18 protein-coding genes are annotated in these 26,872 nt (G+C 70.6%); 4 read left to right on the forward strand and 14 right to left on the reverse strand.

The features are described from left to right. Window positions 1-88 precede the first annotated feature (88 nt). Complete coding sequence (locus AB0959_RS39640; protein ID WP_366831638.1) at window positions 89-835, forward strand: response regulator transcription factor; 747 nt, start codon at window positions 89-91, stop codon at window positions 833-835. Window positions 836-837: 2 nt separating this feature from the next. Beyond that, window positions 838-1,950 (forward strand): HAMP domain-containing sensor histidine kinase, encoded by a 1,113-nt coding sequence (locus AB0959_RS39645; protein WP_366831639.1) that lies wholly within the window; start codon window positions 838-840, stop codon window positions 1,948-1,950. A gap of 29 nt (window positions 1,951-1,979) precedes the next feature. On the opposite strand, the gene AB0959_RS39650 is transcribed toward AB0959_RS39645, so the two are convergent. Both AB0959_RS39650 and AB0959_RS39655 read right to left on the reverse strand, forming a co-directional pair. Further along, window positions 1,980-2,981, reverse strand: a complete 1,002-nt coding sequence (locus AB0959_RS39650; protein ID WP_366831640.1) for an NAD-dependent epimerase/dehydratase family protein — start codon at window positions 2,979-2,981, stop codon at window positions 1,980-1,982. A 98-nt stretch (window positions 2,982-3,079) separates the two neighbouring features. After that, complete coding sequence (locus AB0959_RS39655) at window positions 3,080-3,817, reverse strand: flavodoxin family protein (protein WP_366831641.1); 738 nt, start codon at window positions 3,815-3,817, stop codon at window positions 3,080-3,082. A gap of 167 nt (window positions 3,818-3,984) precedes the next feature. Between AB0959_RS39655 and AB0959_RS39660 the strand changes: the two genes are divergently transcribed. Beyond that, window positions 3,985-5,676, forward strand: a complete 1,692-nt coding sequence (locus AB0959_RS39660; RefSeq protein ID WP_366831642.1) for an acetolactate synthase large subunit — start codon at window positions 3,985-3,987, stop codon at window positions 5,674-5,676. A gap of 84 nt (window positions 5,677-5,760) precedes the next feature. Here the strand turns inward: AB0959_RS39660 and AB0959_RS39665 are convergent, their stop codons facing one another. The 11 genes from AB0959_RS39665 to AB0959_RS39715 form a co-directional block, all read right to left on the reverse strand. Continuing rightward, entirely contained in the window at window positions 5,761-5,931 is a 171-nt protein-coding gene (locus AB0959_RS39665; protein WP_366831643.1) for a hypothetical protein, read from the reverse strand. A gap of 338 nt (window positions 5,932-6,269) precedes the next feature. Continuing rightward, the gene (locus tag AB0959_RS39670; RefSeq protein WP_366831644.1) at window positions 6,270-9,203 is read right to left on the reverse strand and encodes a glycoside hydrolase family 2 TIM barrel-domain containing protein; all 2,934 of its coding nucleotides are present in this window, start codon (window positions 9,201-9,203) and stop codon (window positions 6,270-6,272) included. A 13-nt stretch (window positions 9,204-9,216) separates the two neighbouring features. Next, complete coding sequence (locus AB0959_RS39675) at window positions 9,217-9,870, reverse strand: polysaccharide lyase family 7 protein (RefSeq protein WP_366831645.1); 654 nt, start codon at window positions 9,868-9,870, stop codon at window positions 9,217-9,219. A 46-nt stretch (window positions 9,871-9,916) separates the two neighbouring features. Continuing rightward, window positions 9,917-12,316 (reverse strand): polysaccharide lyase 8 family protein, encoded by a 2,400-nt coding sequence (locus AB0959_RS39680; protein WP_366831646.1) that lies wholly within the window; start codon window positions 12,314-12,316, stop codon window positions 9,917-9,919. After that, entirely contained in the window at window positions 12,313-15,180 is a 2,868-nt protein-coding gene (locus tag AB0959_RS39685; RefSeq protein WP_366831647.1) for a glycoside hydrolase family 95-like protein, read from the reverse strand. Before AB0959_RS39685 ends, AB0959_RS39680 begins: the two co-directional genes overlap by 4 nt. Next, window positions 15,173-16,984 (reverse strand): alpha-L-fucosidase, encoded by a 1,812-nt coding sequence (locus AB0959_RS39690; protein ID WP_366831675.1) that lies wholly within the window; start codon window positions 16,982-16,984, stop codon window positions 15,173-15,175. Before AB0959_RS39690 ends, AB0959_RS39685 begins: the two co-directional genes overlap by 8 nt. A 5-nt stretch (window positions 16,985-16,989) precedes the next feature. After that, window positions 16,990-19,383, reverse strand: a complete 2,394-nt coding sequence (locus AB0959_RS39695; RefSeq protein WP_366831648.1) for a glycoside hydrolase family 95-like protein — start codon at window positions 19,381-19,383, stop codon at window positions 16,990-16,992. After that, entirely contained in the window at window positions 19,380-20,708 is a 1,329-nt protein-coding gene (locus AB0959_RS39700; RefSeq protein WP_366831649.1) for an alpha-L-fucosidase, read from the reverse strand. The genes AB0959_RS39695 and AB0959_RS39700 overlap by 4 nt, the downstream gene beginning before the upstream one ends. Window positions 20,709-20,715: 7 nt before the next feature. Continuing rightward, window positions 20,716-21,660, reverse strand: a complete 945-nt coding sequence (locus AB0959_RS39705) for a carbohydrate ABC transporter permease (RefSeq protein ID WP_366831650.1) — start codon at window positions 21,658-21,660, stop codon at window positions 20,716-20,718. Beyond that, window positions 21,657-22,652 (reverse strand): sugar ABC transporter permease, encoded by a 996-nt coding sequence (locus tag AB0959_RS39710; RefSeq protein WP_366831651.1) that lies wholly within the window; start codon window positions 22,650-22,652, stop codon window positions 21,657-21,659. Before AB0959_RS39710 ends, AB0959_RS39705 begins: the two co-directional genes overlap by 4 nt. After that, window positions 22,649-23,974 carry a sugar ABC transporter substrate-binding protein gene (locus AB0959_RS39715; RefSeq protein WP_366831652.1) on the reverse strand — a complete coding sequence of 442 codons (1,326 nt, stop codon included), beginning with the start codon at window positions 23,972-23,974 and terminating at the stop codon, window positions 22,649-22,651. Before AB0959_RS39715 ends, AB0959_RS39710 begins: the two co-directional genes overlap by 4 nt. A gap of 377 nt (window positions 23,975-24,351) precedes the next feature. Between AB0959_RS39715 and AB0959_RS39720 the strand changes: the two genes are divergently transcribed. Then, window positions 24,352-25,377: a LacI family DNA-binding transcriptional regulator gene (locus AB0959_RS39720; RefSeq protein ID WP_366831653.1), complete on the forward strand. Its 1,026-nt coding sequence runs from the start codon at window positions 24,352-24,354 to the stop codon at window positions 25,375-25,377. On the opposite strand, the gene AB0959_RS39725 is transcribed toward AB0959_RS39720, so the two are convergent. After that, window positions 25,369-26,739, reverse strand: a complete 1,371-nt coding sequence (locus tag AB0959_RS39725; protein WP_366831654.1) for an enolase C-terminal domain-like protein — start codon at window positions 26,737-26,739, stop codon at window positions 25,369-25,371. The two genes, AB0959_RS39720 and AB0959_RS39725, sit on opposite strands and share 9 nt — an antisense overlap. Window positions 26,740-26,872 lie beyond the last annotated feature (133 nt).

Raw genomic sequence — 26,872 nt, forward strand, 5'->3', positions numbered from 1 at the left:
ACTCCGGCTCCTTACGAAACACGGACGCCGGAGTCCATGGGCGGCTCGAAGCGCGACGGAGAACGTCCCACGGTGCGAGGCTGGCCGCATGGAACAGCAACCCTCCGAAGTGGTGGCGGTCGGCCGGGGGCCCGGGGCCGGTCGCGTCCTCGTGGTCGACGACGACCCCACGGTCGCCGAGGTCGTCTCGACGTACCTGGACCGCGCCGGATACATGGTGGACCGGGCCGGGGACGGGCCGGCGGCGCTCGCGCGGGCCGCCGCGCACTGGCCGGACCTGGTGGTGCTGGACCTGATGCTGCCCGGCATGGACGGACTGGAGGTGTGCCGCCGGATACGCGACCTCGGCCCCGTTCCGGTCATCATGCTCACGGCCCGTGGCGATGAGGACGACCGCATTCTCGGCCTCGAGGTGGGCGCGGACGACTACGTCACCAAGCCGTTCAGCCCCCGCGAACTGGTGCTGCGGGTGGAGTCGGTACTGCGCCGGACACGGCCCGTCGCGGCGACGCGCCCCCTGAGCGCGGCCGGACTCACCGTCGACCCGGCCGCCCGCCGAGCCGCCAGGAATGGCACCGAACTCGCCCTCACCCTCCGTGAGTTCGACCTGCTCGTGTTCTTCCTCCGGCATCCGGGCCGGGCGCACAGCCGCGAGGACCTGATGCGTGAGGTGTGGGGCTGGGACTTCGGCGACCTGTCGACCGTCACGGTGCACGTCCGACGGCTGCGCAACAAGGTCGAGGACGATCCGGCCCGGCCTCGCCTGATCCAGACCGTCTGGGGCGTGGGCTACCGGTTCGATCCGGCCGCCGCGTCCGCCCAGGGAGGGGAGTGATCATGCGCGACACCTTCCTCATCGCCCTGTTCGCCTTCCTCGGCGCCGCCGCGGCCGGGCTGCTGGGCGCGGGCACGCTGTGGCTGCTGCGCCGCCGCTCACTGACCGCCTCGCTCACGGTCGTGGCCGCCGTCGCCGTGACCGCGATGCTCGCGGGCACGCTGGCCGTGGCCTGGGCGATGTTCCTGTCCGCGCACGACCTGTCCGTGGTCACGACGGTGGTCGCGATGGCGGCCGTCGTCTCCCTGGTCACCGCGCTGCTGCTGGGCCGCTGGGTGGTGGCCCGAAGCCGCGAACTCCAACTCGCGGCCCGCTCCTTCGGTGACGGAGGCGACTTCGCGGCCCCCACCGGCGCCGCGACCGCCGAACTCGCGGCGCTCAGCCGCGAACTGCAGGCCACCAGCACGAAGCTGGCCGAGTCCCGGGAACGCGAACGCGCCCTGGAGTCCTCCCGCCGTGAACTCGTCGCCTGGATCTCCCACGACCTGCGCACACCGCTGGCCGGACTGCGTGCGATGGCAGAAGCGCTGGAGGACGGCGTCGCCACCGACCCCGACCGCTACCTGAAACAGATTCGCACCGAGGTCGAACGCCTCAACGACATGGTCGGCGACCTCTTCGAACTCTCCCGCATCCACGCCGGCACCCTGGCACTGTCACCCTCGCGGATGTCCGTCTACGACCTGATCGGCGACGCCCTCGCCGGGGTGTATCCGCTGGCCCACGAACACGGGGTGCGACTCGTCGGGGATCGCGTCGAGCCGGTACCGGTGGAGGTGGACGGCAAGGAGATGAGCCGCGTGCTGGGCAACCTCCTGGTCAACGCGATCCGGCGCACTCCCGCGGACGGCACCGTCATGGTGGCCGCCGAACGCCTGCCCGACGGCGTGGTGCTGTCCGTGACGGACGGCTGCGGCGGCATCCCGGAGGCGGACCTGCCACGGGTCTTCGACACCGGCTGGCGTGGCACGCACGCCCGCACGCCTCCGGCGGGCGCCGGGCTCGGCCTCGCCATCGTCCGCGGCATCGTGGAGGCCCACCAGGGCCGGGCCACGGTCCGGAACATCCCCGGCGGCTGCCGCTTCGAGGTGGTGCTGCCCGCGGCCGCTTCCTGAATGCGGGCAGCACCACCGGTCCTCGGGACCTACGAGCCGCGCATCTCGGCCCGCGCGAACTCGCGCATGCCCTCGGCGAAGCCGACCTCCGGCTTCCAGCCCAGCTCGGCCCGCAGCCTCGACGAGTCGGCGGTGATGTGCCGGACGTCGCCCAGGCGGTACTCCCCGGTCACGACGGGCTCGGGCCCGCCGTACGCCGCGGCCAGCGCCCGCGCCATCTCCCCGACGGTGTGCGGCTCACCGCTGCCGGTGTTGTACACGGCCAGCGCACCCACAGCCGCATCCGCCTCCAGCGCCGTCGCGTTGGCCGCCGCCACATCCCGTACGTGCACGAAGTCCCGCCGCTGCAGCCCGTCCTCGAACACCCGCGGGGCCTCACCCCGGGCGAGCGCCGAACGGAAGAACGACGCGACCCCGGCATACGGTGTGTCGCGAGGCATCCGGGGCCCGTACACGTTGTGATAGCGCAGCGACACCGCCGACCCGCCCGTCGACCGCGCCCACGCGGCAGTCAGGTGCTCCTGGGCCAGCTTGGTCGTCGCGTACACGTTGCGCGGATCGGCCGGTGCGTCCTCTCCGACCAGCCCCGGCGACAGGTCCTCCCCGCACACCGGACAGCGCGGCTCGAACCGCCCGGCCGCCAGATCGGTGACCGCTCGCGGGCCCGGCCGCACGACTCCGTGGCGCCCGCACGTGTACCTGCCCTCCCCGTAGACCACCATCGAGCCGGCCAGCACCAGCCGTCGAACACCCTTCTCGGCCATGGCGGCGAGCAGTACGGCGGTGCCGAGGTCGTTGCGGGAGACGTACTCCGCCGCGTCGGCGAACCCCGTACCGAGTCCGACCATCGCCGCCTGATGGCACACGGCGTCGACACCCGACAGGGCGCGGGTGACAGCCTCCCCGTCCCGCACGTCCGCGTCCGCGTTCTCGCGCACGTCGAACACGACCGGCTCATGCCCGCGCGCCCGTAGCGCCTCGACGACATGGGACCCGATGAACCCGGCACCGCCGGTGACCAGTACACGCATGAGCCCACGCTAGGGCGGCACCCCCGCCGCGCCACACGACCACGCCCATCACGTCACGAGTCCGTAAGACGACACCGGCAGCAGCACGATGACGATCGCTACCGGTGCTCGGGGTTCTCGTAGTCGTGGCGGCAGCCGGCGTCCCAGGCGGTGCGCTGGTTGCCGTACGCGGGGATGCCACCGAGGTCCTTCAGCGCGCGGGCCAGGTGCAGCAGGTTCCAGGTCATGAAGGTGGTGTTGCGGTGGGTGAAGTCGTTCTCCGGGCCGCCCGAGCCGGGATCGAGATACGAGGGCCCGGGACCCGCCTCACCGATCCAGCCGGCGTCCGCCTGTGGCGGAATCGTGTAGCCGAGGTGCTGCAGACTGTAGAGGACGTTCATGGCGCAGTGCTTCACGCCGTCCTCGTTGCCGGTGATCAGGCACCCGCCGACCCGCCCGTAATAGGCGTACTGGCCGGCTTCGTTGAGCAGGCTGGAGCAGGAGTAGAGCCGTTCGATCACCTGCTTCATGACGGAGCTGTTGTCGCCCAGCCAGATGGGCCCGGCCAGCACGAGGATGTCGGCCGCGAGGACCTGCTGGTAGAGCTCCGGCCAGACGTCCGTCTCCCAGCCGTGCTCCTTCATGTCGGGCCACACGCCGGTGGCGATGTCGTGGTCCACCGCCCGCAGGACGTCGACCCGCATCCCCTGTGCGTCCATGATGGCGGTGCTGCGATCGATGAGTCCCTGGGTGTTGCTCGTCTCCGGCGAGCGCTTGAGCGTGCAGTTGATCACCAGGGCACGCAGGTCGTCGTACCGCGCCGGCGGTGCGTCGGTAGCGGGCGGCGTAGCGGTCACACGGTCCTCCCAGAGCCCTGCCACCGTGCACGGCGGCGCGTCCGTCACAGCCAGCGTGGGGACAGACCGCGGCAGGCGCCACCGCAGCGCCTCCGGATGGCTCAGGCGGACACCTGGTCGGCGGTCGTCGAGTGGCCGGGCGGACGGGCCCTGCCTAGGTTCGCCCCATGGGCACCGAAGGCGAATCCGAGTCGGGGAGCACGGCAGCGGTGGACGATGTCGCGCACCTGCTGGTGCGGTGTCTGCGGGCCGAGGGCGTGGAGTACGTCTTCGGGATTCCCGGTGAGGAGAACATCCGCTTCGTCGACGCGCTGAACGACTCCGGCATCCGGTACGTCCTGGTGCGCCACGAGCAGGCGGCCTCGTTCATGGCGGAGATCTACGGACGGCTGACCGGTCGGGCCGGGGTGTGTTCGGCCACGCTGGGACCTGGCGCGATCAATCTGCTGCTCGGCACCGCGGACGCCATGACCAACAGCGCACCGGTGGTGGCCCTGGCGGCTCAGGGGTCGCTGCGGCGTATCCACAAGGAGTCGCACCAGGTCATCGACCTGGTGTCGATGTTCGCGCCCGTCACGCGGTGGGCGGCCCGCATCGAGTGTCCGGACGCGGTACCGGAGATGGTGCGCAAGGCGTTCAAGACCGCGCAGAGCGAACGCCCCGGCGCCGTGTTCCTGGCCGTGCCGGAGGACATCGAAGCCGAGCGTCCCGCCGGGCCGCTGGCACCCCTGCACATCGACGCGGTCCACGCCGACGCGCCCTCGCCCACCCAGATCGCACGGGCGGCCGAGGTGCTCACCGCCGCACGGCACCCTGTGGTGCTGGCAGGCCACGGCGCCGCCAGGGCTGGGGCCACAGCCGCCCTCGTGCGGTTCGCCGAGCGGCTGAACATCCCCGTCGCGACCACGTTCCACGGCAAGGGCGTCTTCCCCGACGACCATCCGCGCGCCCTCGGCGCGGTCGGCTTCATGCGCCACGACTACGGCAACTTCGGCTTCGACACCGCCGATGTGCTGCTCTGTGTGGGTTACGAGATCCAGGAGTTCGACCCGGCCAAGATCAACCCGGACGGCGCCAAGCGGATCGTGCACGTGCACCGTTTCCCCGCGGAGGTGGACGACCACTACCCGGTCACCGTGGGCGTCGAGGGCGACCCCTCGCAGGCGCTGGACGCACTCGCGGCCGCACTGCCCGACGGACTCACCTACGGCGCGGAAAGCAGCGAGAAGATCCGTACGCTGCTCGACGAGGAGCTCCACTACGGGCGCGGCAACGACGCGTTCCCCCTGGTGCCACAGCGCGTCGTGGCCGACGTCCGCACCGCACTCGACCGCCCCGACATCGTCCTCGCCGACACCGGCGCCGGAAAGATGTGGATGGCCCGCCTCTACCCGACCTACGAACCGGACACCTGCCTGGTCTCCAACGGCCTGTCCACCATGGGGTTCGCGCTCCCGGGCGCGATCGCCGCCAAACTCGCGCGACCCGACCGGCGCGTGGTGGCGATGATGGGTGACGGATCGTTCCTGATGAACTCCCAGGAGTTGGAGACCGCCATCCGCGAACACGTCCCGCTGGTCGTCCTGGTCCTGGTGGACCAGGAATACGGTCTGATCACCTGGAAGATGGAACTCGAACTCGGCCGCCACAGCCACACCCGATTCACCAACCCCGACCTCGTCGCCTACGCCGAAAGCTTCGGCGCGCGCGGCTACGCCATCGAGGCCGCCGACCAACTGCTGCCCGTACTGCGCCACGCCCTGGACGACGACGCGGTCTCCGTGATCGCCTGCCCGGTCGACTACTCCGAGAACCTGCGTCTGACCGACAGGCTGGGCAGCCTCCACGGCCCGTTCTGATTCTGGTTGCCGCCACTGCGACGGTGGCACAGTCCCTGGCCGCGGGTCTTCGCGGGCGAGAGCCTGTGGGGCCCTTTTCGTGGTTCAACCCGGCCCGAGGCCTGCGAGCAGTGTGGCCAGTGACGCGCTGGGTTCCCGCCCGGCCGTGTCGACGACGACGCGCTCGAGGTCCCATCGCTCGTACTCCCGGTCGACCACCTCCTGCCAGTCCGGCAACGGCAGGTCCGGGATGCCGACGCCGCCTCCTCCTCTCACCTCTCCCCACCGCACTGAACCGGCCTCCGATAAGGGGCGGTTGTGACCGTGCAGTCGGCTCGCCGTTGCTGGACGCCCGTCAGCAGGCCGCGGCCGAAGTCACGCCCGGCCTGGTGCGGCTGTCCGAACCCCACCCTTACCGAAGGAGAACGCGTGAGTTCGACCAGAATCCGTCCCGGCCTCGTCGTCCTGGGCGCGGCGGCGCTGCTGACCGCGTCCGCCCGACCCAGATCACCAACAGCCGTCCCTGGGCCGTCGTGACCGCGTACGAGGAACCGGCGCACGGCGGCCCCGGGAATGTCCCGGGGCCGCCGCTGTCAGATGTCACACCACGGCCGTCATGGTTCCGCGGTCAGTTCGCTGATGCGGAAGAAGCCCGTGGCCGCACCGGGTGTCGGGCTGGTCATCTCCAGGCGCAGCCTGCTCGTCTCCACCGGGGAGAAGGCGAACGTGCTGGGTGCGTCCGAGGTGTCCGCCCAGGTGGTGCGCACGCCCGGAGCGGGCACGTACCGCGTGCCGTTCCAGTAGGTGACACGGACGGACTGCGGCAGAGTCAGGGCGCCACCGGTGGTGAACCGCGCGGTCAGGCGCGAGACGGAGCGTTCGCCGGTCCAGTTGAGGGCCACCCACTCCCGTGCGTGGGCGTGGGTCATCGCCGGGAACTGAAGGCTCGCGCCCTTCGTCGCGAGGCTCGACCAGCCGGTCGCGGGGTCGTCGTCGGTCATCGCCTCGGGCAGCGTGGTGGCCGAGGCCGAGAAACTCGCGTCGGCCGGTGGCGCCGGGGACGCCGGACCCAGGCTGGCGGTGACGTGCGAACCCGTCGTGACCACGGCCATCACCCGGCCGTGGAAGGCGCGTTGCGCGGGTGAGGCGTAGGACGTTCCGTTCTCCTGCCGCCCGTTGTCGGTGGCGACGACGCGGCCGTCCTTCGCGCGGAAGGCGACCAGGTTGTCCGCGTACGGGACCAGGACACCGCGGGCGTCGACGACGTCGGCCGTGACGAACGACAGCTTCTTCCCGCGCTCCACGCGCAGCCGGACGCCTGCCGGAGAACCCGCCGTGCGCACCGTGTCCCGGGCGACCGGCTTGCCGTCCCGATAGGCGACCGCGGTCAACTCGCCCTTCGCGAACGGTACGTTCCAGCGCAGCTTCAGCGATCCCGTGGAGCCGTTCGGGCTGGTGTAGCTGCCGGAGGGGTACTGCTTGTCGTCGCCCGTCGGCTCGGTCGTCTCCCGGTATGCCGCTCCGTACGTCGTCGTCTTGCGGTCGAAGGAACGCGCGCCCAGCGAACGGCCGTTGAGGAACAGTTCCACCTTCTCCGCGTTGCTGTACGCCCACACCGAGACCTGCTCGCCCGGCTCGTGGGTCGTCCAGTCCATCGGCACCAGGTGCACCATCGGCCGTGACGTCCACTGGCTCTGGTACAGGTAGAACTGGTCCTTCGCGAAGCCGGCCGTGTCCACGGCGCCGAAGTACGAGGTCTTCACCGGGAAGACGTTGTTGTACGGGGTCGGCTCCCCGATGTAGTCCTGGCCCGACCAGATGAACTGGCCCGCGAAGAACTCCCGGTCCCGGTCCTTCTTCAGGGCGTGCTCCCCGCTCGATGCCCACGACACCATGTTGTTGTCGTAGGAGGACGGCTCGCGCCGGCCGGGCGTGTAGTCCTGTGCCGTGTTGCCCCACTGAGGGTCCTGGTAGGCGCCGCGCGCGGAGGTCGCCGACGCCGACTCCGACTCGAAGAAGAACGTGTTCGGGTACTTCGCGTGCAGTGCGTCGATCGACTTGGCCGAGTTGTAGTTGAGGCCGACGCCGTCGAGCATGCGCAGGATCTGGTCCTGGGCGGAGCCGTCCTGGGGCACGCTGGTGTAGCTGTGCGAGCCGATGACGACGGGCCGGGTCGGGTCGGCGGCCTTGATGTCGTCGATGAGGCGGCGGGCGATGGGCACCCCGATCTCCACGGACGTGCCGTCGGGGATCTCGTTGCCGATCGACCACATGACCACCGCGGGTGAGTTCCTGGCGGCCCGGACCATCTCCGTGATGTCGCTGTCGGAGTGCTCGTCGAAGAACCGCCCGTAGTCGTACGGCTTCTTCGGCGTGCGCCAGGTGTCGAACGCCTCCACCATCAGCAACAGGCCCAGCTCGTCGCAGAGTTCCACTAACTCTGGCGCCGGTGGATTGTGCGAGGTGCGCACCGCGTTGACGCCCATCTGCTTCATCTTCGTCAGCTGGCGCCGCATCGCGTCCTCGCTCACCGCCGCGCCGAGCGGACCGAGCGTGTGATGGAGGTTGACGCCCCGCAGCTTGGTGCGTCTTCCGTTGAGGGAGAAGCCGTGATCGGGATCGAAGGAGAACCAGCGGATCCCGAACCGGGTCCGCACCGAGTCGACCTTCCTGCCGTCGACCGTGACCGTCGACACGGCCGTGTAGCGGTAGGGGCGGTCAGGGGACCACAACTGGGGGTCGGGCACGCGAAGTTCGGCGTCCGCGCCGTCCGCCCGGGCCACCTCGGTGCCCTTCGCGTCGTACACGGTTGTCGTCACGGTGCCGTCGCCGCCTGCCACCCGCGTGCGCGCGCGGACCTTCGCGTACCCGTCCTGGTAGGTGTCCTTGAGGTCAGGTGTCGTGACCGTGACACCGTGCCGGTCGATGTGCGTCCGGTCCGTGGTGATCAGCCGGACATGGCGGTAGATGCCGCTGCCGGAGTACCAGCGGCTGCTCTGCACCTGGTTGACGACCTTGACGGCCACCGTGTTCGGCGTGGAGCCGTCGGTGTGGACGAGGTCCGACAGGTCGACCTCGAAACCCGTGTATCCGTACGGGTGCCGGGCTGCCACCTGTCCGTTGACGTACACCGAGGAGTCCATGTAGACGCCGTCGAACTCCAACGACAGCCTCTTGCCCGCGAGTCGGGGTGGCAGGGTGAAGGTCTTGCGGTACCAGCCGAGGCCACCGGGGTAGAAGCCCTCGCTGTAGGTCGAGCCGGTCGTGGTCGGCGGGCGCTCGATCGCCCAGTCGTGCGGCAGGTCGAGCCTCCGCCACGCCGAGTCGTCGTAGGAGGGCCGGTAGGCGTCCGCGTACGCGCCGGTCGGGTCGGTGGCGCTCTCGGTGTTGACCAGCGCGAACCGCCAGCCCTCGTCGAAGCTCTGGCTGCGTGCCTGCGGCGCGGCGCCCGCTGCTCCGGCGGCGGGCGCCGCGGGCGCGGTGAGCAGGCCGAGCAGCAACGCGGCGACGGCCGCGCAGAGAGCGGCCGTGCGTCTTCCTCGCGTCATGACCGAAGCACCGTCACTTCTTGTACAGGTGAATGTTCTTGAGGTAGATGTCGCTGCGTGCAGACATCCCATCCCGGCCGTACAGGCCCGCCTTGAAGTAGTGCATGCCGGCGCCGTGGTCCTGGAACGTCCTGACGAACGTCCGGTTGACGAAAACGTGGATGCTGCCGGTGCTTGTCTCGTGCACCACGTTGAGGCGGATGTACGTGCCGTAGACCGGGGTGTGTATCTGTGTCGTCGTGTCGTAGTAGTTGATGCTGTTGGTGTTCATGGCGAGCGTCATGAGCGCTGTCGCCCAGGAGGTGCCGCCGAAGATCTGGAAGACGGACACCCGGTGTGCCCCCGAGCCGATCTTCATGTCGCACTCGAACTGCGACTGCCCGCTGGTGTAGTCGTTCTTCCAGCGCATCTCGCTGCGCGGCCCCGAGGAACTGTCGGGCCACAGCCACGGGTCACTGTCGTTCAGCCACAGGTGGTGCTCGCCTGTCGCCGACAGGTACTCGTAGCGCGTCGTGCCGGGCGGGGTCTGGAGGGTGAACCCCGGATTCACCTCGGTCCAGCCGGTGCCGATGGGGGACGCCTGGGCCTGTGGCGCACCGGCCACGCCCCAGCCGGCCAGGCCGAGCCCAGCGGCCGCGCCGCCACTCAGCAGCGTTCGTCTGCGCATGTCGAACTTCCCTTCGTGTGGGGGGAGTTGTGTGAACCCGGCAGGGTCAAGAGAGGATGAGGACCGCCGCGTGCGTATGCCCGCGCGACCCGGCCGTGCGAACCGTCATCGTGCGCCGTCGCGCGTCGAGCGAGACCGTCGTGTCCGCCGACTCCACGCCCCTGACCCGCCACGGCAGGGTCAGCGTCACCGTGTCCGTGGTGCGCGAGGGGTCGGACACGGCGAGCCGCAGCCGCCGGCCGTCGCGGCGCAGCAGCACCGAACACGGGCCGTCGGAGCCGAGGACGCCGCCGTCACCGGTGCGGACACCGGCGGCCTGCCAGAAGTTCGCCGCGAGCAGACGCGCGCGGCCGCACCAGATCGCCTGTGTGCGTGGGGAGTTGGCGAGCACCTCGGCCCCGGGCCGGGCGGCGTACCGTCTGGTGCGGTCGGCGGAGGCGCCCGGCAGGACGGCGTACGCGTACCGGGCGCCCCGCGGGTTCGATCCGTGGTCGAGCCAGAGCGTGGTGTAGTGCCGGGTGCGCGGGGTCGTGTCGCCGCCGGTGGTGGCGCCCTGGTCGATGGCGAACCAGGTGCCGGTCCTCTCCTCCCGCCTGACCCGCAACCGCCCGCCGTCCAGCACCGTGTATCCCGCCGTGCCCTCCAGGTGCGCCCAGCTGCCGCCCCGGGCGAACGGCGGGTGGGTGTCGTGGGTGTTGCGGTTCTCGACGATCGTCTCGATCGTGCGCCCGTCGCCGGATGTGATGCCGGCGCCGAGCGCGATCACCGCGTCCTCCAGCAGGAACCAGGACTTCTTGGCGCGCAGGCCCACCCCGTCCGGCACGAGGTCGAGCCCCGCCGCCGCGAACGCGCCGTCGAGAACGGCGCCGCCCGCCCAGTCGGCCGGCGGCCGGTAGTTCTGGCTGTGCGGCAGGTCGGCGCGCAGCCGGGTGTCGACCGTCGTGCCGGGCATCCGGTACGCGTCGACGGTCGGCCAGTACTCGTCGCCCCAGTGCGTCTGGTCGTCGGCCGTGTACAGGTACGTCATGCCGTCGCCCGTGTACCAGCCGTGCAGGTTCTCCTGGTTGATGGACTCCACGGCGCCCACCCGGCGTGAGGAGAGGGCGATCGCGTACGACCAGTCGGGTCTGCGGTGCACGATCCGGTCCATGTCCGCGAAGACGTACGTACCCACGGTGCGCTTCCCGACGTCCACCGCCGGATCGTCCAGGATCTCCTTCGCCGGTCGGATCGACGGCAGCGAGACGCCGCGCAGGATCGGCTGGTACGTCTGCCGGGTCAGCCAGCCCTTCAGCAGGGGCCGCCACCGCGCGGTGTACGCCTCGGGGGCGCCCTGTGCGAGCAGCAGCACCGTCTCCGTGACCTGGCGGCCCACGTACTCGGCGCCCGCGCTCTGCCGGCTGACGCCCCGGCCGCGCACCGCGTCCATCATGTGCCCGTCGAGCACCACCGGCACGAACGCCCGGTCCACGATGTCGTACACGTTGCGCAGATCGGGGTCGATGCTCTGCCACGACGACCCGGCGAGCAGCGCGACCAGCTGGGCGACCCCGCTCAGATACGTCGATCCGTACGCGCCGGTGTACGAGTAGCACTCGTGCTGCAGGAACGAGCCGTCCGGGTAGAAGCCGTCGCCCGGCCCCTCGGTGTAGGCGAGCAGGCTGTAGCGGCCGCCGCCGGCCACGTCCGACATGCCGTCGCGGGCCAGCTCCAGCTTGTGGGCGTCCTTGCCGAGCAGCCCGCGCACCGCGACGATCACCGCCTTGTCGGTGCGGTTCGCGCCAGTCTCGGTGATGGTGGGGTTGCTGATGCGCCGGTCGGGGTTCGGGCACCAGCGGTCCACCGGGCGCAACCAGACGGCCAGGCGGTCGGCGGGAATGTGGTCGTACAGCAGCGTGCATGTGTCGACGAGCGAGCGCGGGACACCGATCTCCCACCAGAACCAGTTGCTGTCCTGACGTTCGAGGGTCTCGTTGTAGGCGTGGTCGTAGAGGAACTGCAGTGCTTCTACGAGGAGTTGGACGGTGGTCTCGTCGTGGTGGCGGCTCGTGCCGGGGGTGTCCCAGGCCGTGGCGAGGGTGCGCAGGGCGCCGTACGACTTGCTGAAGTTGCCGGTCTTCGGGTCGGTCAGGGGGAGGTCCGGCCACAGTGCGGTGCGGTCGGCGCCCGCGTCGAAGGTGCGCCAGCGCGCCTCGGCCGACGCGTCGATGTCCGCGATCCGCTCCTGGTAGGCAGCGTCGCCCGCGTCGAGGTTCCCGCCCGTCATCATGGTGCGCCAGCGGTCCCGCAGGGTGTCGAAGGCGTCGCCGTCGACCGTGGCCCGGCCCTCGGTCGCGGCCTGCGCCGAAGGCCCGGCCAGACCCAGTGGGGTGAGTGAGAGGGCGGTGGCCGACGCGAGGACGGCGCGGCGGCTGAGCGGTTTCGAGAACGGTTTCGCGCAGGTCATCGGGGCTCCTCCACGGACAGGGCGAACAGGTGCAGCGCCGGTTTCGTGGTGTCGGGAAGGGTGAGGGAGCTCAGCTCGCGGGCCTGATCCACCGCCACAGGCGTCTGGAAGAGGGCTACTTGGCGTGTGTCGGGGCCGCTGGATCCGTGCCGGTGCGTGCACCGCACCACCTCGCTGCCGCCAGCCGGGGCCGTCCCCGCCCAGTCGCTCATCGCCAGCTCCACCTCTTGCGTGGATCCATCGGTGTACCTCGCGGTCAACGTGGTCTTCAGGGCGCCGTACGAGCAGGCGCCCAGCACGCGGACCTTCGCGTAGCGGCCCGGCGGCACCGGGATCGTCTGGCCCTTGGCGGTCACGTTGTTGAGAGCCCCGTCCGCGTACGACGGGAAGGTGAAGCGCATGCCCTCGAACGTCAAGGGCCCCGCGGCAGGGAGCTCCTCGGCCGGATAGGTGCGTCCCGTGCCGTCGAAGTCGCCGTCCCGCATGGTCTCGTGGGCGCTGATCCCGTCGCTGTCGAAGTGCGCCGTCAGGTCGACAGGGGTGGTGCGGCCCGGAGGCGGCAGCGCCGGAAGCCCCCAGGCCTGCCAGTCCCCGGACACCTCGACCGGTTCGACGACGAGGTCGCGTTCGCGCACTCCGTCGGCCAGCAGCAACGCCTCCCGGCCCGCGGCGAGTTCCAGCTCGACGATCCCGTTCCCGGACTCGCGCCACTTCGCCCCGTGCACGGTGACCGGCCCGTCGATGCCGTGGCGCACCCGGCACGGAGCCCCGGCCAGGCTCCGGATCCTGATCCACCGGGTGGCGCCCTCCCGGCGCACCGCCGTCACCAGGAACGCGCCCTGCGTCCGGAAGTCCCGCACCGTCACCGCGTCCCAGGCCCGCGGCACCGCGGGGAAGACCCGGATGGTGTCGCCCCAGCTCTGCAGCAGCATGTCGTGCAGCGACTGGTTGGCCGACAGCGGCGTCTCGATGACCGGGCCGCCGCCCTCCCGGTACATGGTGTTGGCCTGGATGAAGCCCTGCGCGAGCAGGTCCTTGAGGTAGCCGAGGCTCTGGTCGCCGCGGCCCATCTGCGCCGCGATCGAGGCGGCGCCCGTGAAGCTGTAGCCCTGCAGCGCGCCCGTGAAGCCGATCCAGTGGTTCAGCGAGGTCTCGATCAGCTCACGCCGCTCCTGCTGCTCCCAGTTGACCAGGTACAGCGGATACACGGACAGCATGTGCGAGTAGTGCCGGTGCGACTTCGCGAACGGCACCCCCGCGCCGATCATGAAGCCGTTCTCGTCCACCGGACAGTCGACGAGCGTGCGCAGCACCTCGTGCCAGCGCGGCAGCAGCGGATCGTCCACACCGAGGACGCGGGCCGAGTCGATCAGCGTCGTGCAGCCCCAACGCAGCAGAGCCAGGTCGTAGTTGCAGTCGGGAGCCGTACCGCCGTACTCGGGCGAGAACGTCGGCGGCAGATGCAGCCTCCCGTCCGGGCCGGGCTGGAGGAAGTGCAGATAGAAGTTGACTGCGCGGCGCAGCAGCGGGAAGAGGACGTCCCGCAGGATCGAGACGTCCATGGTGTGGCGGTAGCCGAGCCACACGTTGTGCAGCGCCCACGTCAGATTGCCGACCTCGGGGTCACGGTCGCCCGGTACGCGCAGGGTGCCCACCTGGCAGAACTGGTCGGTGGCGCGCACCACCCCCGCCGAGTCGTGCTGATAGGCGGCGGGCACGCTCTCGATCAGGTGCTGCCGGTTCTCGTCGAGGGTGCGGGTGACGGAGTCCAGCTCCAGGTGGTTGGAGCCGTGGATCAGCCAGTACTCCAGCTGCACGTTGAGGTTCCACCACACCCCGGGCCAGCCGCCCGGCTGCAGCCACGGGCCCGACGTCGCCATGACGGGGGCGTCCCGGCGCGTGGCCGAGGCGATCTTGTAGAGCTGGATCCAGTAGAAGCTCTGCAGCCGCCCGTCGGGCAGCGACACGAAGCTCTTGGGGTAGTAGGCGTGCCACCAGGCGCGGTGCGCCCGTACGCGCACGCTCGGAGGCGTCGCGACCACGTCGGCGAGGCGGGCGATGGCGGCCTTCTCGGCGGTGCGCCGTGGATGCGAGTGGGTGACCGTGCAGTACAGCCAGCGGTCCTTCGCACGCTTCACCTCCCGGTAGGCGGTGACGTGCTGGCCGCCGGCGAGCAGCTGCTGCACCGCCAGGTGCGTGCCGCCGTCCTGCCGGGCCTCGGGTGCGGGGTTGTAGACGTAGGAGTCGAGCGGGTTGGTGAACTGGCGCGGACTGATCGCGTCCGCCGGATGGAACGTCCAGCCGGCGTCGCGCTCGCCCGCGCTGGGCACGAGCCGCACCATCAGCACCGAGCGTGTGCTGTGCACCAGCGCCGTGAGGGCTATCTCGCCGGCCGTGGTGGTGACGGTGCCGGACAATTCGGCGTTCCACAGGTCGAGGCGCCAGTCGACGTCGGTGACGGTGCCGACGGTGTCGAGGCTGAGGTACCCCAGCGGCAGCCGCGCCAGGCCGTACAGAGTGCCGCCCAACTCCGGGCGGTGGTCCTGCACCTCGCTGTGCTGCACCTCGAAGCGGACGCTGCGTCCGTCGCTCGGCACGAACACGATCGAGCCGAGCCGCCCGTCCCCCAGGAACGGGCCCTCCGTCCAGGACCGCGGCACCCGCTGCCACAGCAGGTCCTGGTCCTTGAGGAAGCGGGCCCACTGCCCGTCCGTGCGCGTGAGGTCCCGTACCACCGGTGGCCGTCCGTGCGCGGCGCCGTCCGAGGCGTCGGCGGAGGCCGGCACCGCGGGCAGGGAGAGCGCGGCACCCGCCGCCACCGCCGTCCCGATGAAGCCGCGCCGGGCCAGTTCGGTGTCAGCCACGGCCGCCTCCTCTCGGGCAGTGCGTGGCCACGCCGATGTGGTCGATGCGCAGTTTGTGGTAGAACGCGGGCACCGTCTCGGCCGCCCACGTGGAGTCGACGTCGAGCCGTACGTACCGGCAGCGCACCCCGAGATCGATGACGCGCACGCCCTTCGCGCTCTCCAACACCCCGGCCGCCACGGGTTCCTGACGCCACGTCGCCCCGTCGTCGCTGACGAGGACGCGGTAGTCCTTGATGCGGGCGGAGTCCTCCTTGCGGCCGAACGTCTCCCGGTTCTGCGTGGGCGACCACTCCCGCTGGTTGAGCGCCAGATACGCCAGGTGCCGCACCTCGCCCACGTCCAGCGTCACCGAGACGGGGATCGTGTCGCCCGCGTCCCAGTACGTCGTGAAGGCGCCGTCGACCAGGTTCGCGGCGGGGAAGGCGGCGGCGGAGCTCGTCGCGGTCGCCGTGATCTCGGCGGACGGGATCAGACCGGTGCGGTGCGCGGCGGTGCGGATCGTCAGGACGGTGTCGTACGGGTCCCAGCGCTTGATGCCGAAGACGGTGAGATACCCGTCCCGCTGCTCGAAGGCGAGCCGGCGCCCGGTACGGAAGTCCTCGACGCGCCGCACCTTGTGCGCGTTGTCCCGGACCCTGACCGTGTTGCCGGACGGGCGCGTGGTGATGTGCAGGTACTGGGTGGTCGGGTCGTCCCTGTCGACGGTGACCGCGACGAACCCGCCGTCCGGGATCCAGCCGGGCTGCAGTCCGCCGTACAGGTAGCCGCCGCCCTCCGTCCCCCGGAGCGAGCCCCACACGCCGTCGAGCCACGTCTTCGCGGCGTTGTTGAACGCTTCGGTCTTCGCCGGGAACCGGCCGCCGTGCTGTGCGCCCTCGGCCACCAACGACCGTATCGAAGAACCGCAGTTGGAGATGACGCGGCGCAGAGTGAGGGCCTCGTTGACAGCGTTGTCCGTGCCGTTGTACCACCAGCGACCCGCGATCGTGAAGCAGCCCTCCGCCAGGCGCGGCAGCGGGGTCCAGGTGGCCGCCGCGTAGTCGTAGTCCGGGAGCATCCCGCTCTTCTGCTCATGGCTGACCATGTCCATGATCGGGGTGTCCTCGTTGTTGTTGCTGAGCGTCATCTCCGGCCGCTCGCGGCGGATCCGCTCGTAGAGGCCGTTGCGTTCCCAGTACGCGTTGTCGTTGTCGATCCAGAACCCGGCGAGGTCCGGGTAGTCGGCCATGACCTCGACGAAGTTGTCGTACGAGAACATGCCGAAGCCGTCGAGCGTGGTGAGGTCGACCGACTCGCCCTTGTGGGCGGAGTACGCGGCCGAGTCGAGGTACTCGAAGCCGGACTCGTTGTGCCACTGGGGGTCGTCCGTCATGTAGAGGACGACCTTGAGACCCTTGGCCTTGGCGGCGGCGATCAGTTCGCCCAGGAAGTCACGTCGCGTGCGGGGCGAGCCGGGGATGCGGGACGGCCAGGTGCGGGCGTAGCCGAGTCTGGAGTGGAACGAGGCGAGGACCAGGTACGAGGCGTGCAGCTTGATCGCCTCGTCGACCCAGTAGTCGGCGCTCCAGCCGTCCCCGGTGACGCGGGCCTCCCACGCCTCCACGTCGGTGTACTCGGGGATGGTGCGCATGCCCCAGTGCAGGAACAGGCCGATGCGCGCGTCCCGCAGCCACTCGCGGCCGCGGTGGTGAGTGGGGGCCGCCGCATACGCGGGGAGGGAGCCGAGGGCGCCGCCGACGGTGAGGGCGGCGGAGACGGCGACGGCCGAGGCGAGGAAGCTGCGTCTGCTCAGCGCGGACATGGCGGTCACGGCTCCTGGCGGTGTCGGGGACGGGCGGGCTTGAGCGTGTACGTCGCTCCGGGGCGTGTGCGCCAGGTCAGCAGGCCGTCCTTGACCGTGTACGGGACCCTGGCGCCGTGGGCGTCCGTGAGGCGGGCGGCGCCCGCGCCCCACGGGTCGGCGACCCGGACGGTGCCGCCGCGCTCGCTGTGCAGCTCCGCCTCGCGTACGACACCTCCGGCCCGGCGGGCCGAGACGAGGAAGGCACCCTTGGCGCGCAGCGTCCAGAACGCGGCGTCCCGCTCCTTCGGCCACACCGGGAACAGGCGGATGACGCCCGACTCGCTCTGCAGCAGCATCGAGTTGAGGGCCTCGGTGGCGCCGGACGTCTCGATGCCGCCACCGCCCTGGAAGCACGTGTGGTTCGAGGAGCGCCACAGGTAGCGGATGCCGGCCTTGAACTTCTCGACGAGATCGGCCGCCGGCCAGCCCACGCGCGCCGCGATGGGCCACACCTTCGGGAAGCCGTTGTTGCTGGCCCCGCCCGGCGCGGTGCACCAGGACCCCATCTTCTCCAGGGAGTCGCGGGCCAGCTTCAGCAGCCGCTCGTCACCGCCCACCGACACCATCTCGCCGGGGTGCACGGTGCCCTCCATGTTGATGGGCTGGTTGCCGGGCTCGAAGAGGAGGTTCGGGACGGCCGGGTCCTTGTAGCGGACCTCCTCGGCGATGTGGAAGACCTCGGTGCCGTCGACGGTGCCGGTCGGATAGTCGGCCAGCTTGTCGATGAACTCCCTCCACACCGGGCGGAGTCCGGCGTCCACGCCCAGCACCTCGCTGGCCTCGACGAGCGTGGCGGCGGCCCGCCGGGCGAACCCGAGGTCGAGGTTGGGGTTGAGGTCGACCGCACCCTCGTGCGCCGAGGAGTTGGGGATCACCCAGCGGCCCGCACCGCCGTTCCCGGCCGCGTCCCACTCGGCGTAGTCGCGGTAGAAGACGTCCATCTCCTTCAGTGGCGGATAGACGTGCTCGCGCAGGTAGTCGACGTCCCGCGTGTACTCCCATCGCCAGATCAGCGGCAGCAGCGTGAAGACCGCGTTGGACTTCTGGTCGCTGGGCAGCTTCTTCCAGTCCTTGGTGGGGGCCACCGGCGTCGGACTCGGCGCGGGTCGCACCATGTCGTACGGGGTGAACGCGCGCCCGTAGCAGATGCCCTGGTAGCCGGCCTGCGCCGTGCGCTGCCGCTGCCAGGGGTTCTCCGCGGCGACGTACTTCTCGTACGGGGTGATCAGCTCGGGCCGGTTGGAGGAGCACACGCCGTAATAAGGGGCCTGGGTGTTGTAGTTGAGGAAGTACATGCCGCCCCAGCGCGTCGGCTCCCCGGCCGGCCACGGCCCCCACAGCGACGGGGGCAGCGCGGCCCCCTCGCGGGTCGCTGCGCCGAGGACGTACTGGGCGCCGTAGTAGAACTCCTCCAGCGTCCGGTCGTGGACGCGGACGAAGGAGCGCGACCAGAAGTCCCGCCACCAGCCCAGGTGGTCGGGCCACCAGTCCCTCGTCACGACCCGGGCACGCACCCGGGCGGCGGCCAGTGCCGCGTCCCGCAGCGCGGTGACCGTGGTGGTGCCCGTGGGGACCTCGAAATAACCGCGCAGGGTCGTCACCAGGCGCACCGTCCGGCCGCCGCGCAGCACGAACGTGCCGGTCGCCTCGGCCGGGCCCGACGTGGTCCGCGTGAAGGCGGCGTCGATCAGGCGGGTCGCGGTGGCGCAACCGCTGCGGAACGGGGTCAGCTCGTTGTCCTGGCGCGTCGTCCACAGCCCGCCGTCCTCGACACCCGCCCCGTACGGGTACGCGCTCTCGGCCGGGACCGACACCCGTGCCGTGAGCACCACATCCGGGTCACCCTCGGCCGACGACACCTCGGTGACCAGGGCGTCCTCCGCGTCCGGCGTCCACGACCGCAGCGTGACGCGGGCGCCCCCGAGCCGCAGGCGGGTGGTGACCCGTGCGCGCAGGATGTCCTGCTCCATGCGGTAGCCGGACAACGGGTCACCCGTCGTGGCCTCCGGCGAGGAAAGGGTGAGGGCGCCGGCCGTGAGGATGGTCGTCTGCCAGCTCGGGTCGGTGGACTTGCGGCCCCAGAAGTCGGCGCGCCCCAGGCGGAACGTCTGCCGGTCCGCCGTCTCGTCACCGACGATCACGCCGACGTCGCCGTTGCCGAGCAGCATGCCCGGTGTGAACTTGTCCGTGGCGATCCGGGAGATCGGCGCGGTCACCGTGGCGGCCATCGTCTCCAGGAACGCCGCGATGTCGGGCCGTCCCGCGGTCGCCGCCTGTGCGGATCCTGTCGTGGGCAGCCCCGTGGACACGGCGAGCGCCGTCACCGCGGACGACTTCAGGAACATACGGCGTCTCATGCCCGGCCTCTCTTGTCGGCGTCGTCGGCCTCGTCGGCGTCGAGGAACAGCTCGATCACGGGGAGCGCCACCTCCGGCCTGCGGGTCGGGAGTTCGAGGGTGTACGCGCCGGGCGGGATGCCCTTGGGGGTGACGTTGCCGTTGTCCCAGTTCGGGTCGGTGTTCACGGGGCGCACCTCGGAGGCGTCGTGCAGGAACTGGGCGTACCGCACCCGCCCCGCGAGCCCGGGCAGGTGCAGGTGCTTGTACGGCCACTCCAGGAGATGGACGTAGAGCCGGTCGCCGCGCCGGGTGTAGCGGCAGCCGGTGGGGGCGGTGTGGGGGGAGGGACCCGCCCCGTGGATGGAGCGGGAGTGCAGCCGCATCCAGTCGCCGATGCCGCGCAGCACGGCGAGGGCACGGGGCTCGAACTCGCCGCGGGCGTTGGGGCCCACGTTCAGCAGCAGGTTGCCGTCCTTGGAGACCGTGTCGACGAGGAGGGCGATCAGCTGCTCCGGCGTCTTCCAGTTGAGGTTGTCGCGGTCGTAGCCCCAACTGCCGTTCAGCGTCTGGCAGGCCTCCCACACCTCGCCCGGAGGCACCAGTGGCTGGTACTCCTCGGGGGTGGAGAGGTCCCCGGGGACGCCGAGCCGGTTGTTGACCAGGCAGTCGGGCTGGAGCCTGCGGATCAGCGCCATCAGCTCGTGCGCACGCCACTCGGCGGGGCCCTTGCCGCCGACGACCGGCCTGCCCTGGCGGATCCGGCCCGCGTAGCTGAAGTCGAACCACAGGGTGTCCACCGGGCCGTAACGGGTGAGGAGTTCCTCCACCTGGCCGTGCAGATAGTCGGCGTAGACGGAGATGTCGCGGTCCCCGGGGTCGCCGGTCGAGTCGTCCCACTCGGGGTGGATGCCGTCCAGCGGGAACTGCGGGTGGTGCCAGTCCAGGAGCGAGTGGTAGAAGCCCACTCCGAGCCCCGCCGCGCGGAACGCCGACACGAACGGGCCGACCAGGTCCTTGCCGTACGGGGTCGCGGTCACGGAGTAGTCGGTGAGGTCGGAGTCCCACAGGCAGAACCCGTCGTGGTGCTTGCTCGTCAGCACCGTGTACCGCATCCCCGCGTACCGGGCGGCCTCGGCCCAGGCCCCGGGGTCGTACAGATCCGGGTCGAAGTGGTCGACGTAGGACCGGTACTGATCGAGCGTCAGGCGTTCGCGCTGGCGCACCCACTCGTGGCGAGCGGCGGCCGCGTACACGCCCCAGTGGACGAAGAGCCCGAAGCGCTGGTCGCGGAACTCTGCGATCCGCCGGGCGCGCGGATCGGTGGTCCGGTCGGTCGGGGTCACGAGGCGGTCATCCCTTCACTGCTCCAGTGGTCAGGCCCGACAGGAACGTGCGCTGGAAGGCCAGATAGACGAGGACGCTCGGCACCAGCGCGACCAGGGCGCCGGCCAGCAGCGCCCCGATGCCCACTTCCGGTACGGAGCGCATGAGTTGCAGTCCGACGGTCAGGGGGTACTGGTCGGGGGAGGTGGCGACGATCAGGGGCAGCAGATACTGGTCCCAGATCATGTTGAAGCCGAAGATCACGACGACGCCGAGGCCCGGCTTGCACAGCGGCAGGATGACCTGGCCGAAGATCCGCAGCTCGCCCGCGCCGTCGACCCGCGCGGCCTCCTCCAGTTCGACGGGGATCTCCTTCATGAACTCGCTGAGCACGAAGATGGAGAAACCCCAGCCGCCCATCGGCAGGATCATGCCGAGCAGCGTGCCGCGCAGGCTGACGCCCAGGCCCGGAAGGTCGCCCAGGACCAGCGAGAGCGGGATGGCGATGACCTCCTCGGGCAGCATCATCGTCGCGAGGATCACCATCAGCGCCAGGGCCTGCCCGCGGAAGCGGTGCCGGGCCAGCGCGTACGCGGCGAAGACCGTGACGCTCACCTGGAGCAGCAGCGCGCTCCCGGTGATCAGCAGGGAGTTGCGCAGATACGTCCACAGACCGCGCTCGCCCGCGACCTCGAAGTTGTCCAGGGTGAGGTGACGGGGAATCAGGGACATCTCGGCCGGGTCGGGCGTGCGGTCGAAGGCGCCGGTGAGTACGGCGAGCAGAGGGCCGCAGAACACGAGCAGCACCAGCGCGTACAGCACGAGCCGGGTCGTGGAGGCGAGTGGCCGGCCGCGGCCCCAGCCCCAGCCCAGCGCCGTGTCGTAGCGGGATGCCGTCGGGGACGCCGTACGGGATGCCTTACCGGGTGCCGTACGGGAAGCCGTACCGGGGGCCGTACGGGATGCTGTCATGACAGCTCCTTCCGGCGCCGGTACCAGGTCACACCGCCGGTGAGGACGAGCGTGAGAAGGAACAGGACGACCGAGCAGGCCGAGGCGAACCCGAGGTCGTTCGCGCGGAAGCCGAGGTCGTAGATGCGGGTCATCAGCACGTCCGTGGAACCGGCCGGGCCGCCCCCGGTGAGGATGTACACCTCGGTGAAGACCCGCATCCCGCGGATCGCGGCCAGCGTCAGCAGGATCGTCACGACCGGACGCAGCGCGGGCAGCGTCACATGGCGAAGCCGGCGCACCACCCCGGCCCCGTCCAGGGCCGCCGACTCGTACAACTGCCGGTCGATGGAAGCGAGTCCGGCGAGCACGATCATCATGTCGTACGGGGCGTTCTTCCAGATCCCGACGACGATCACCCAGCCGAGGGCCTGGTCCGGATTGTCGAGGAAGCGCTGGGCGTCCGAACCGAACCAGGACAGCAGGGAGTTGAGCATGCCCTCCTGCCCGGGGAAGTACAGCAGCCGCCACACCTCGGCGACCACGGCGACCGCCGCGACGACCGGCAGGAACGCGGCCGACCGCACGAACCACAGGGTGCGCGCCCGTCCTTCGAGCAGCAGCGCGAGGACGAACCCGAGGAGCATCGCGCCCGCCGTCTGTGCCACCGCGTACACCACGGTGTGGCCGAACGCCCGGCGGAAGGACTCCTCGTCGAGAATCCGCGTGTAGTTGTCCAGGCCCACCCACTGGTCGCCGAGGAACGGCTGCACCTTGTAGAAGCTGAGGTTGATGCCCTTCGCCATCGGCAGGTACTTGAAGTACAGGAAGAGCAGCAGCGCCGGGCTGAGGAACAGCCAGGGCAGGGCCGCCCGGCGCAGCCGGACCCGGCGGGCCGACGGGACGGACCCGGGGGACGGGGGAGGCGGCCCCGGGTCCGAGCGTGTGGGATCGAGGCCTGTGGCGGCGGACGAGCCCCTGGCGGAGGACGAGCCCGTGGCGGCGGCCGTCATCCCCCGTACACCTTCTGGGTTTCGAGCTCCTGCTTGAACTCATCCGCCAGCTTGGTGAGTTCGGCCTTCGGATCGGCGTCGCAGCGGGCGAACAGGCCGTTGAGGGTCTCCCCGGACTTCTGGCGGAACGGCTGCCAGTTGGGCACGTTCGGGGTGTAGCGGCCGTGCGCGTTGAACTCGTCGGCGAACATCTTCCAGCGGGCATCGCCGCCGCGCTCCGCGACGGTGTCGACCTTCTTGTTCACCGAAAGGCGCACGGGCGGTTCGGGCTTGGTGCTGTTGAGGCCGATCTTCTGGCCCTCGGGCGAGATCAGGAACTCGGCGAGGCGGCGCTGCTGTTTCTGGAGCTTCGAGCCCGCCATGAGGTAGACGTTCTCGCCCTCCGCCAGCGTCGCCTGTCCGCCCGGCCCCGCGGGAGAGGCGATGACCTCGAACTTCTTGCCGAGGTCCACGTCGTACTTGCCCACCATGTACGGGCCGGTCATGTAGACGCCCGCCTTGCCGCTGCTGAAGAATTCGTGGGCGTCCTTGGTCTGGAGGGTGAGCGCGCCCGGCACGACGACCTTCTCCTCGCAGAAGAGGTCCTGCATCCACTTCACCGCGGCCACGGACTTCTGGGAGTCGACCGCGGGGACGTACTTGCCGTCGCCGGACTCGGTGAGGAAGTCGCCGCCGCCCTGCCACAGGAAGGAGGACGCCCACCAGGAGGCGTAGCCGCGATCGGTCGAGGCGGGCACGAGCATCCCGTACGTGTCGTCCTTCCCGTTGCCGTCGGGGTCCTGGGTCTGGAAGGCCTTGGCCAGGGCGGTGAGGTCGTCCCAGGTCTTCGGCTGCTTCAGGCCGAGCTTCTCGCGCCAGTCCTTGCGGACGAACGTGGCGAACGACTGCACGTTGAAGGGCACGCCGTAGTACTTGCCGTCGTACGCCTTGGCCTGGTCCCACGCCCGGTCGAGCACGTCGGCCGACCCCTTCAGCTTGTCCCTGTCGACTTCCTGGACCAGCCCCTGGGAGACGTTCGTGCCCAGCATCCCGGAGTCGTTGATGACGATGTCGGGCAGGTCCCGGGCGGTCGCGGCCTCGGCGACGCGCTGCTCGAAGTTGTCCAGGATCGGGGTGTACTTGACCTTCACCCCCGTCTCCTTGGTGAACTCGGTGAAGATCTTCATGTACACGGCTCCGGTGACGGTGGACGAGCGGGACCACACCTCCAGAGGCCCGTCGGACGAGCCGCCCGAGGAGGAACCGGAGCCGGATCCGCAGGCGGTAAGGGCGGTGAGGCCGGCCACCGCCAGCGCGGCGGAGAGGCGGCGGGACGTACGCATGAGGAGAGCTCCGATCGAGGGGAGTGAACAGGAGGCCGGCGGATCGAGGCAGCGGAGAGTGCGAGCGACGAACAGCGAGCGGGTGAACCGTGCGAGCGAACCGGGTGAGCGGGCCTTGCGGGTGAACCGTGCGAGCGAACCGTGCGGGGCTGAGGCGAGCCCGGGATGCGTGCGGTGCGGTGAGGTGCGGTTCTGTGAGGTGCGAGGCAGTGCGTGGCAGTGCGATGACGTGCGGGACGATCTCTGCGCAAGCTTTCGCAACTCCGGCCGATTGGCCGTAACGTAAGAGAAACATCGGAGGTCGTCAAGGGCTCGCGTCGGATGTTTCCGTGCTGCCTAGGTGCTGGAACTCGGCCGTGATCAGGAAGAGTTGCGTAGTGGCGAAGCGAAAGACACTGGCGGCGATCGCCGAAGAGGCAGGGGTGTCCATGCCGACGGTCTCCAAGGTTCTGCATGGTAGGTCGGATGTATCGGTGGGCACTCGCGAGCGGGTGGGGCGTCTGCTGCGGCAGTACGGCTATCCGCAGCCGGGCCGCGGCCACCGTCCGCCCGGCGGAGGACAGATCGAGTTCGTCATCAACGAACTCGACAACCCGTGGGCCGCCGAACTGATCCGGGGCGCCGAGGCGGCGCTGCGCCCCGAGGGGATCGGGCTCGTCGTCAGCGCGGTCCACCAGGACCAGGAGCAGGCCGAGCGATGGGGCCGGGCGCTGCGCGAACGCGGCTCGATGGGGGCCGTCCTCGTGCTCTCCGAGCTGTCCGCCGACCGCGAGGCAGACCTGCGTGACCACGGCATCCCGTTCGTGATCGTGCAGCCGTCGACCGACGCCCGTGCCGACGCACCGTCCGTGGGCTCGACGAACTGGCACGGCGCCTACGCCGCCACGCGCCATCTCGCCGACCTCGGACACCGCCGCATCGCCGCGCTCATGGGCCCGGCCCACCGGCATTCGCCCCGCATCCGGCTGCACGGCTACCGCGCCGCCCTTGAGGACGCCGGGCTGCCGTTCGACCCGGACCTCGTGCGCCACGGGACGTACGACCGGGCGCCGGCGCGGTCCCTCATGCACGAGCTGCTGGAACTCGCACAGCCGCCGACGGCCGTCTTCGCGGGCAACGACCTGCAGGCGCTCGGCGTCTACCGGGCCCTGCGGGAGAGGAAGCTGAGCGTGCCGGACGACGTGAGCGTGGTGGGTTTCGACGATCTGCCGTTCACGCAGTGGATCACGCCGGAGCTGACCACGGTGCGGCAGCCGCTGGACGAGATGGCCGCCGTGGCCGCCCGCCTGGTGGTGCGGCTCGCGCGTGGTGAGCGGCCCGAGTCGGTGAACCTGGAGCTGCCGACCACCCTGGTGGTGCGCGAGAGCACCGGACCCGCACCCTTGGTGCCGCCGTCACGGTGACCCCGCCGCGATGACGGACGAAGAGGCGGTGGACGCGGTGGAGGCGGTGGATGCCGCGGACCAGTAACCCCCCGTCGGATAGCGGTACATGGCCAGCGACGACTCCTTCATGCGGGCGGAGAAACCCGGCCGCCGCGGCGCCAGATAGCGGCCGCCGCGCAGCTGGACGGGGTCGGTGAAGTGCTCGTGGAGGTGGTCGACGTACTCGATGGCCCGGTCCTCGGTGGAACGGGACAGCGCCACGTAGTCGAACATCGCCAGATGCTGCACCAGTTCGCACAGTCCGACGCCGCCCGCGTGCGGGCACACCGGGACGCAGAACTCGGCGGCGAGGAGCAGGATCGCCAGATTCTCGTTGACGCCGCCGACGCGCGCCGCGTCGATCTGCAGCACGTCGACGGCCTCGGCCTGGAGCAACTGCTTGAACGTGACCCGGTTCTGGGCGTGTTCACCGGTCGCGACCTTCACCGGGGCCACGGCCCTGCGGACCGAGGCGTGGCCGAGGACGTCGTCGGGGCTGGTGGGTTCCTCGATCCAGTACGGGCCGTACGGGGCGAGCGCGGCCATCCAGCGGGCGGCCTCGGCCACGCCCCAGCGCTGGTTGGCGTCGAGGGCGATCCGGATGTCCGGGCCCACGGCGGCCCGCGCGGTCCGCATCCGGCGCAGATCGTCGTCCAGGTCGGCGCCCACCTTCAGCTTCACCTGCGTGAACCCGTCGGCCACGGCCTGCCGGGCCAGCCGCGTCAGCTTCGCGTCGTCGTAGCCGAGCCAGCCGGGCGAGGTGGTGTACGCCGGATAGCCGCGCTCGCGCAGCCGCGCGGCCCGCTCGGCGGCGCCCTCCTTGCCGCGGCTGAGGAGTTCGAGGGCGCGGTCAGGGGAGAGCACGTCGTCGATGTAGCGGAAGTCGACCTGGGAGACGAGCCATTCGGCGGGCACCTCCGCGAGCAGCTGCCACAGCGGCTTGCCCGCGCGCCGGGCGGCGAGGTCCCACACGGCGTTGACCACGGCGCCGATCGCCATGTGGATCACGCCCTTCTCCGGGCCCAGCCAGCGCAGTTGGGAGTCGCCGACGAGGTCGCGGCTGAGTGAGCCCGGGTCGGCGCACAGCTCGTCCACGGGCCGGCCCACGATCTGCGGGCGCAGTGCCTCGATGGCGGCGACCTGGACGTCGTTGCCCCGGCCGATGGTGAAGACGAAGCCGTGTCCCTCGTGTCCGTCGGCGGCGTCGGTGCGTAACACCAGATACGCGGCGGAGTAGTCGGGATCGGGGTTCATGGCATCGGAGCCGTCCAGGGTCGAGGAGGTCGGGAAGCGGACGTCGTACGTGTCGACCGCGGTGATGCGGGGCGACGTGTCGGTCATGCGAGTCCTCTCGCTGTGCGCAAGGTTGCGCAACCGGCTGAGTGAGAGGAACGTAGGAGAGACATCGGATGACGTCAATGTGCACCACCGGGGAAATTCGCCAGGCAGTGCCAATTTGGCCGTAAGTGCTGGC

Source organism: Streptomyces sp. NPDC046862 (genome assembly GCF_040704615.1).
In the GTDB taxonomy this organism is placed as follows: domain Bacteria; phylum Actinomycetota; class Actinomycetes; order Streptomycetales; family Streptomycetaceae; genus Streptomyces.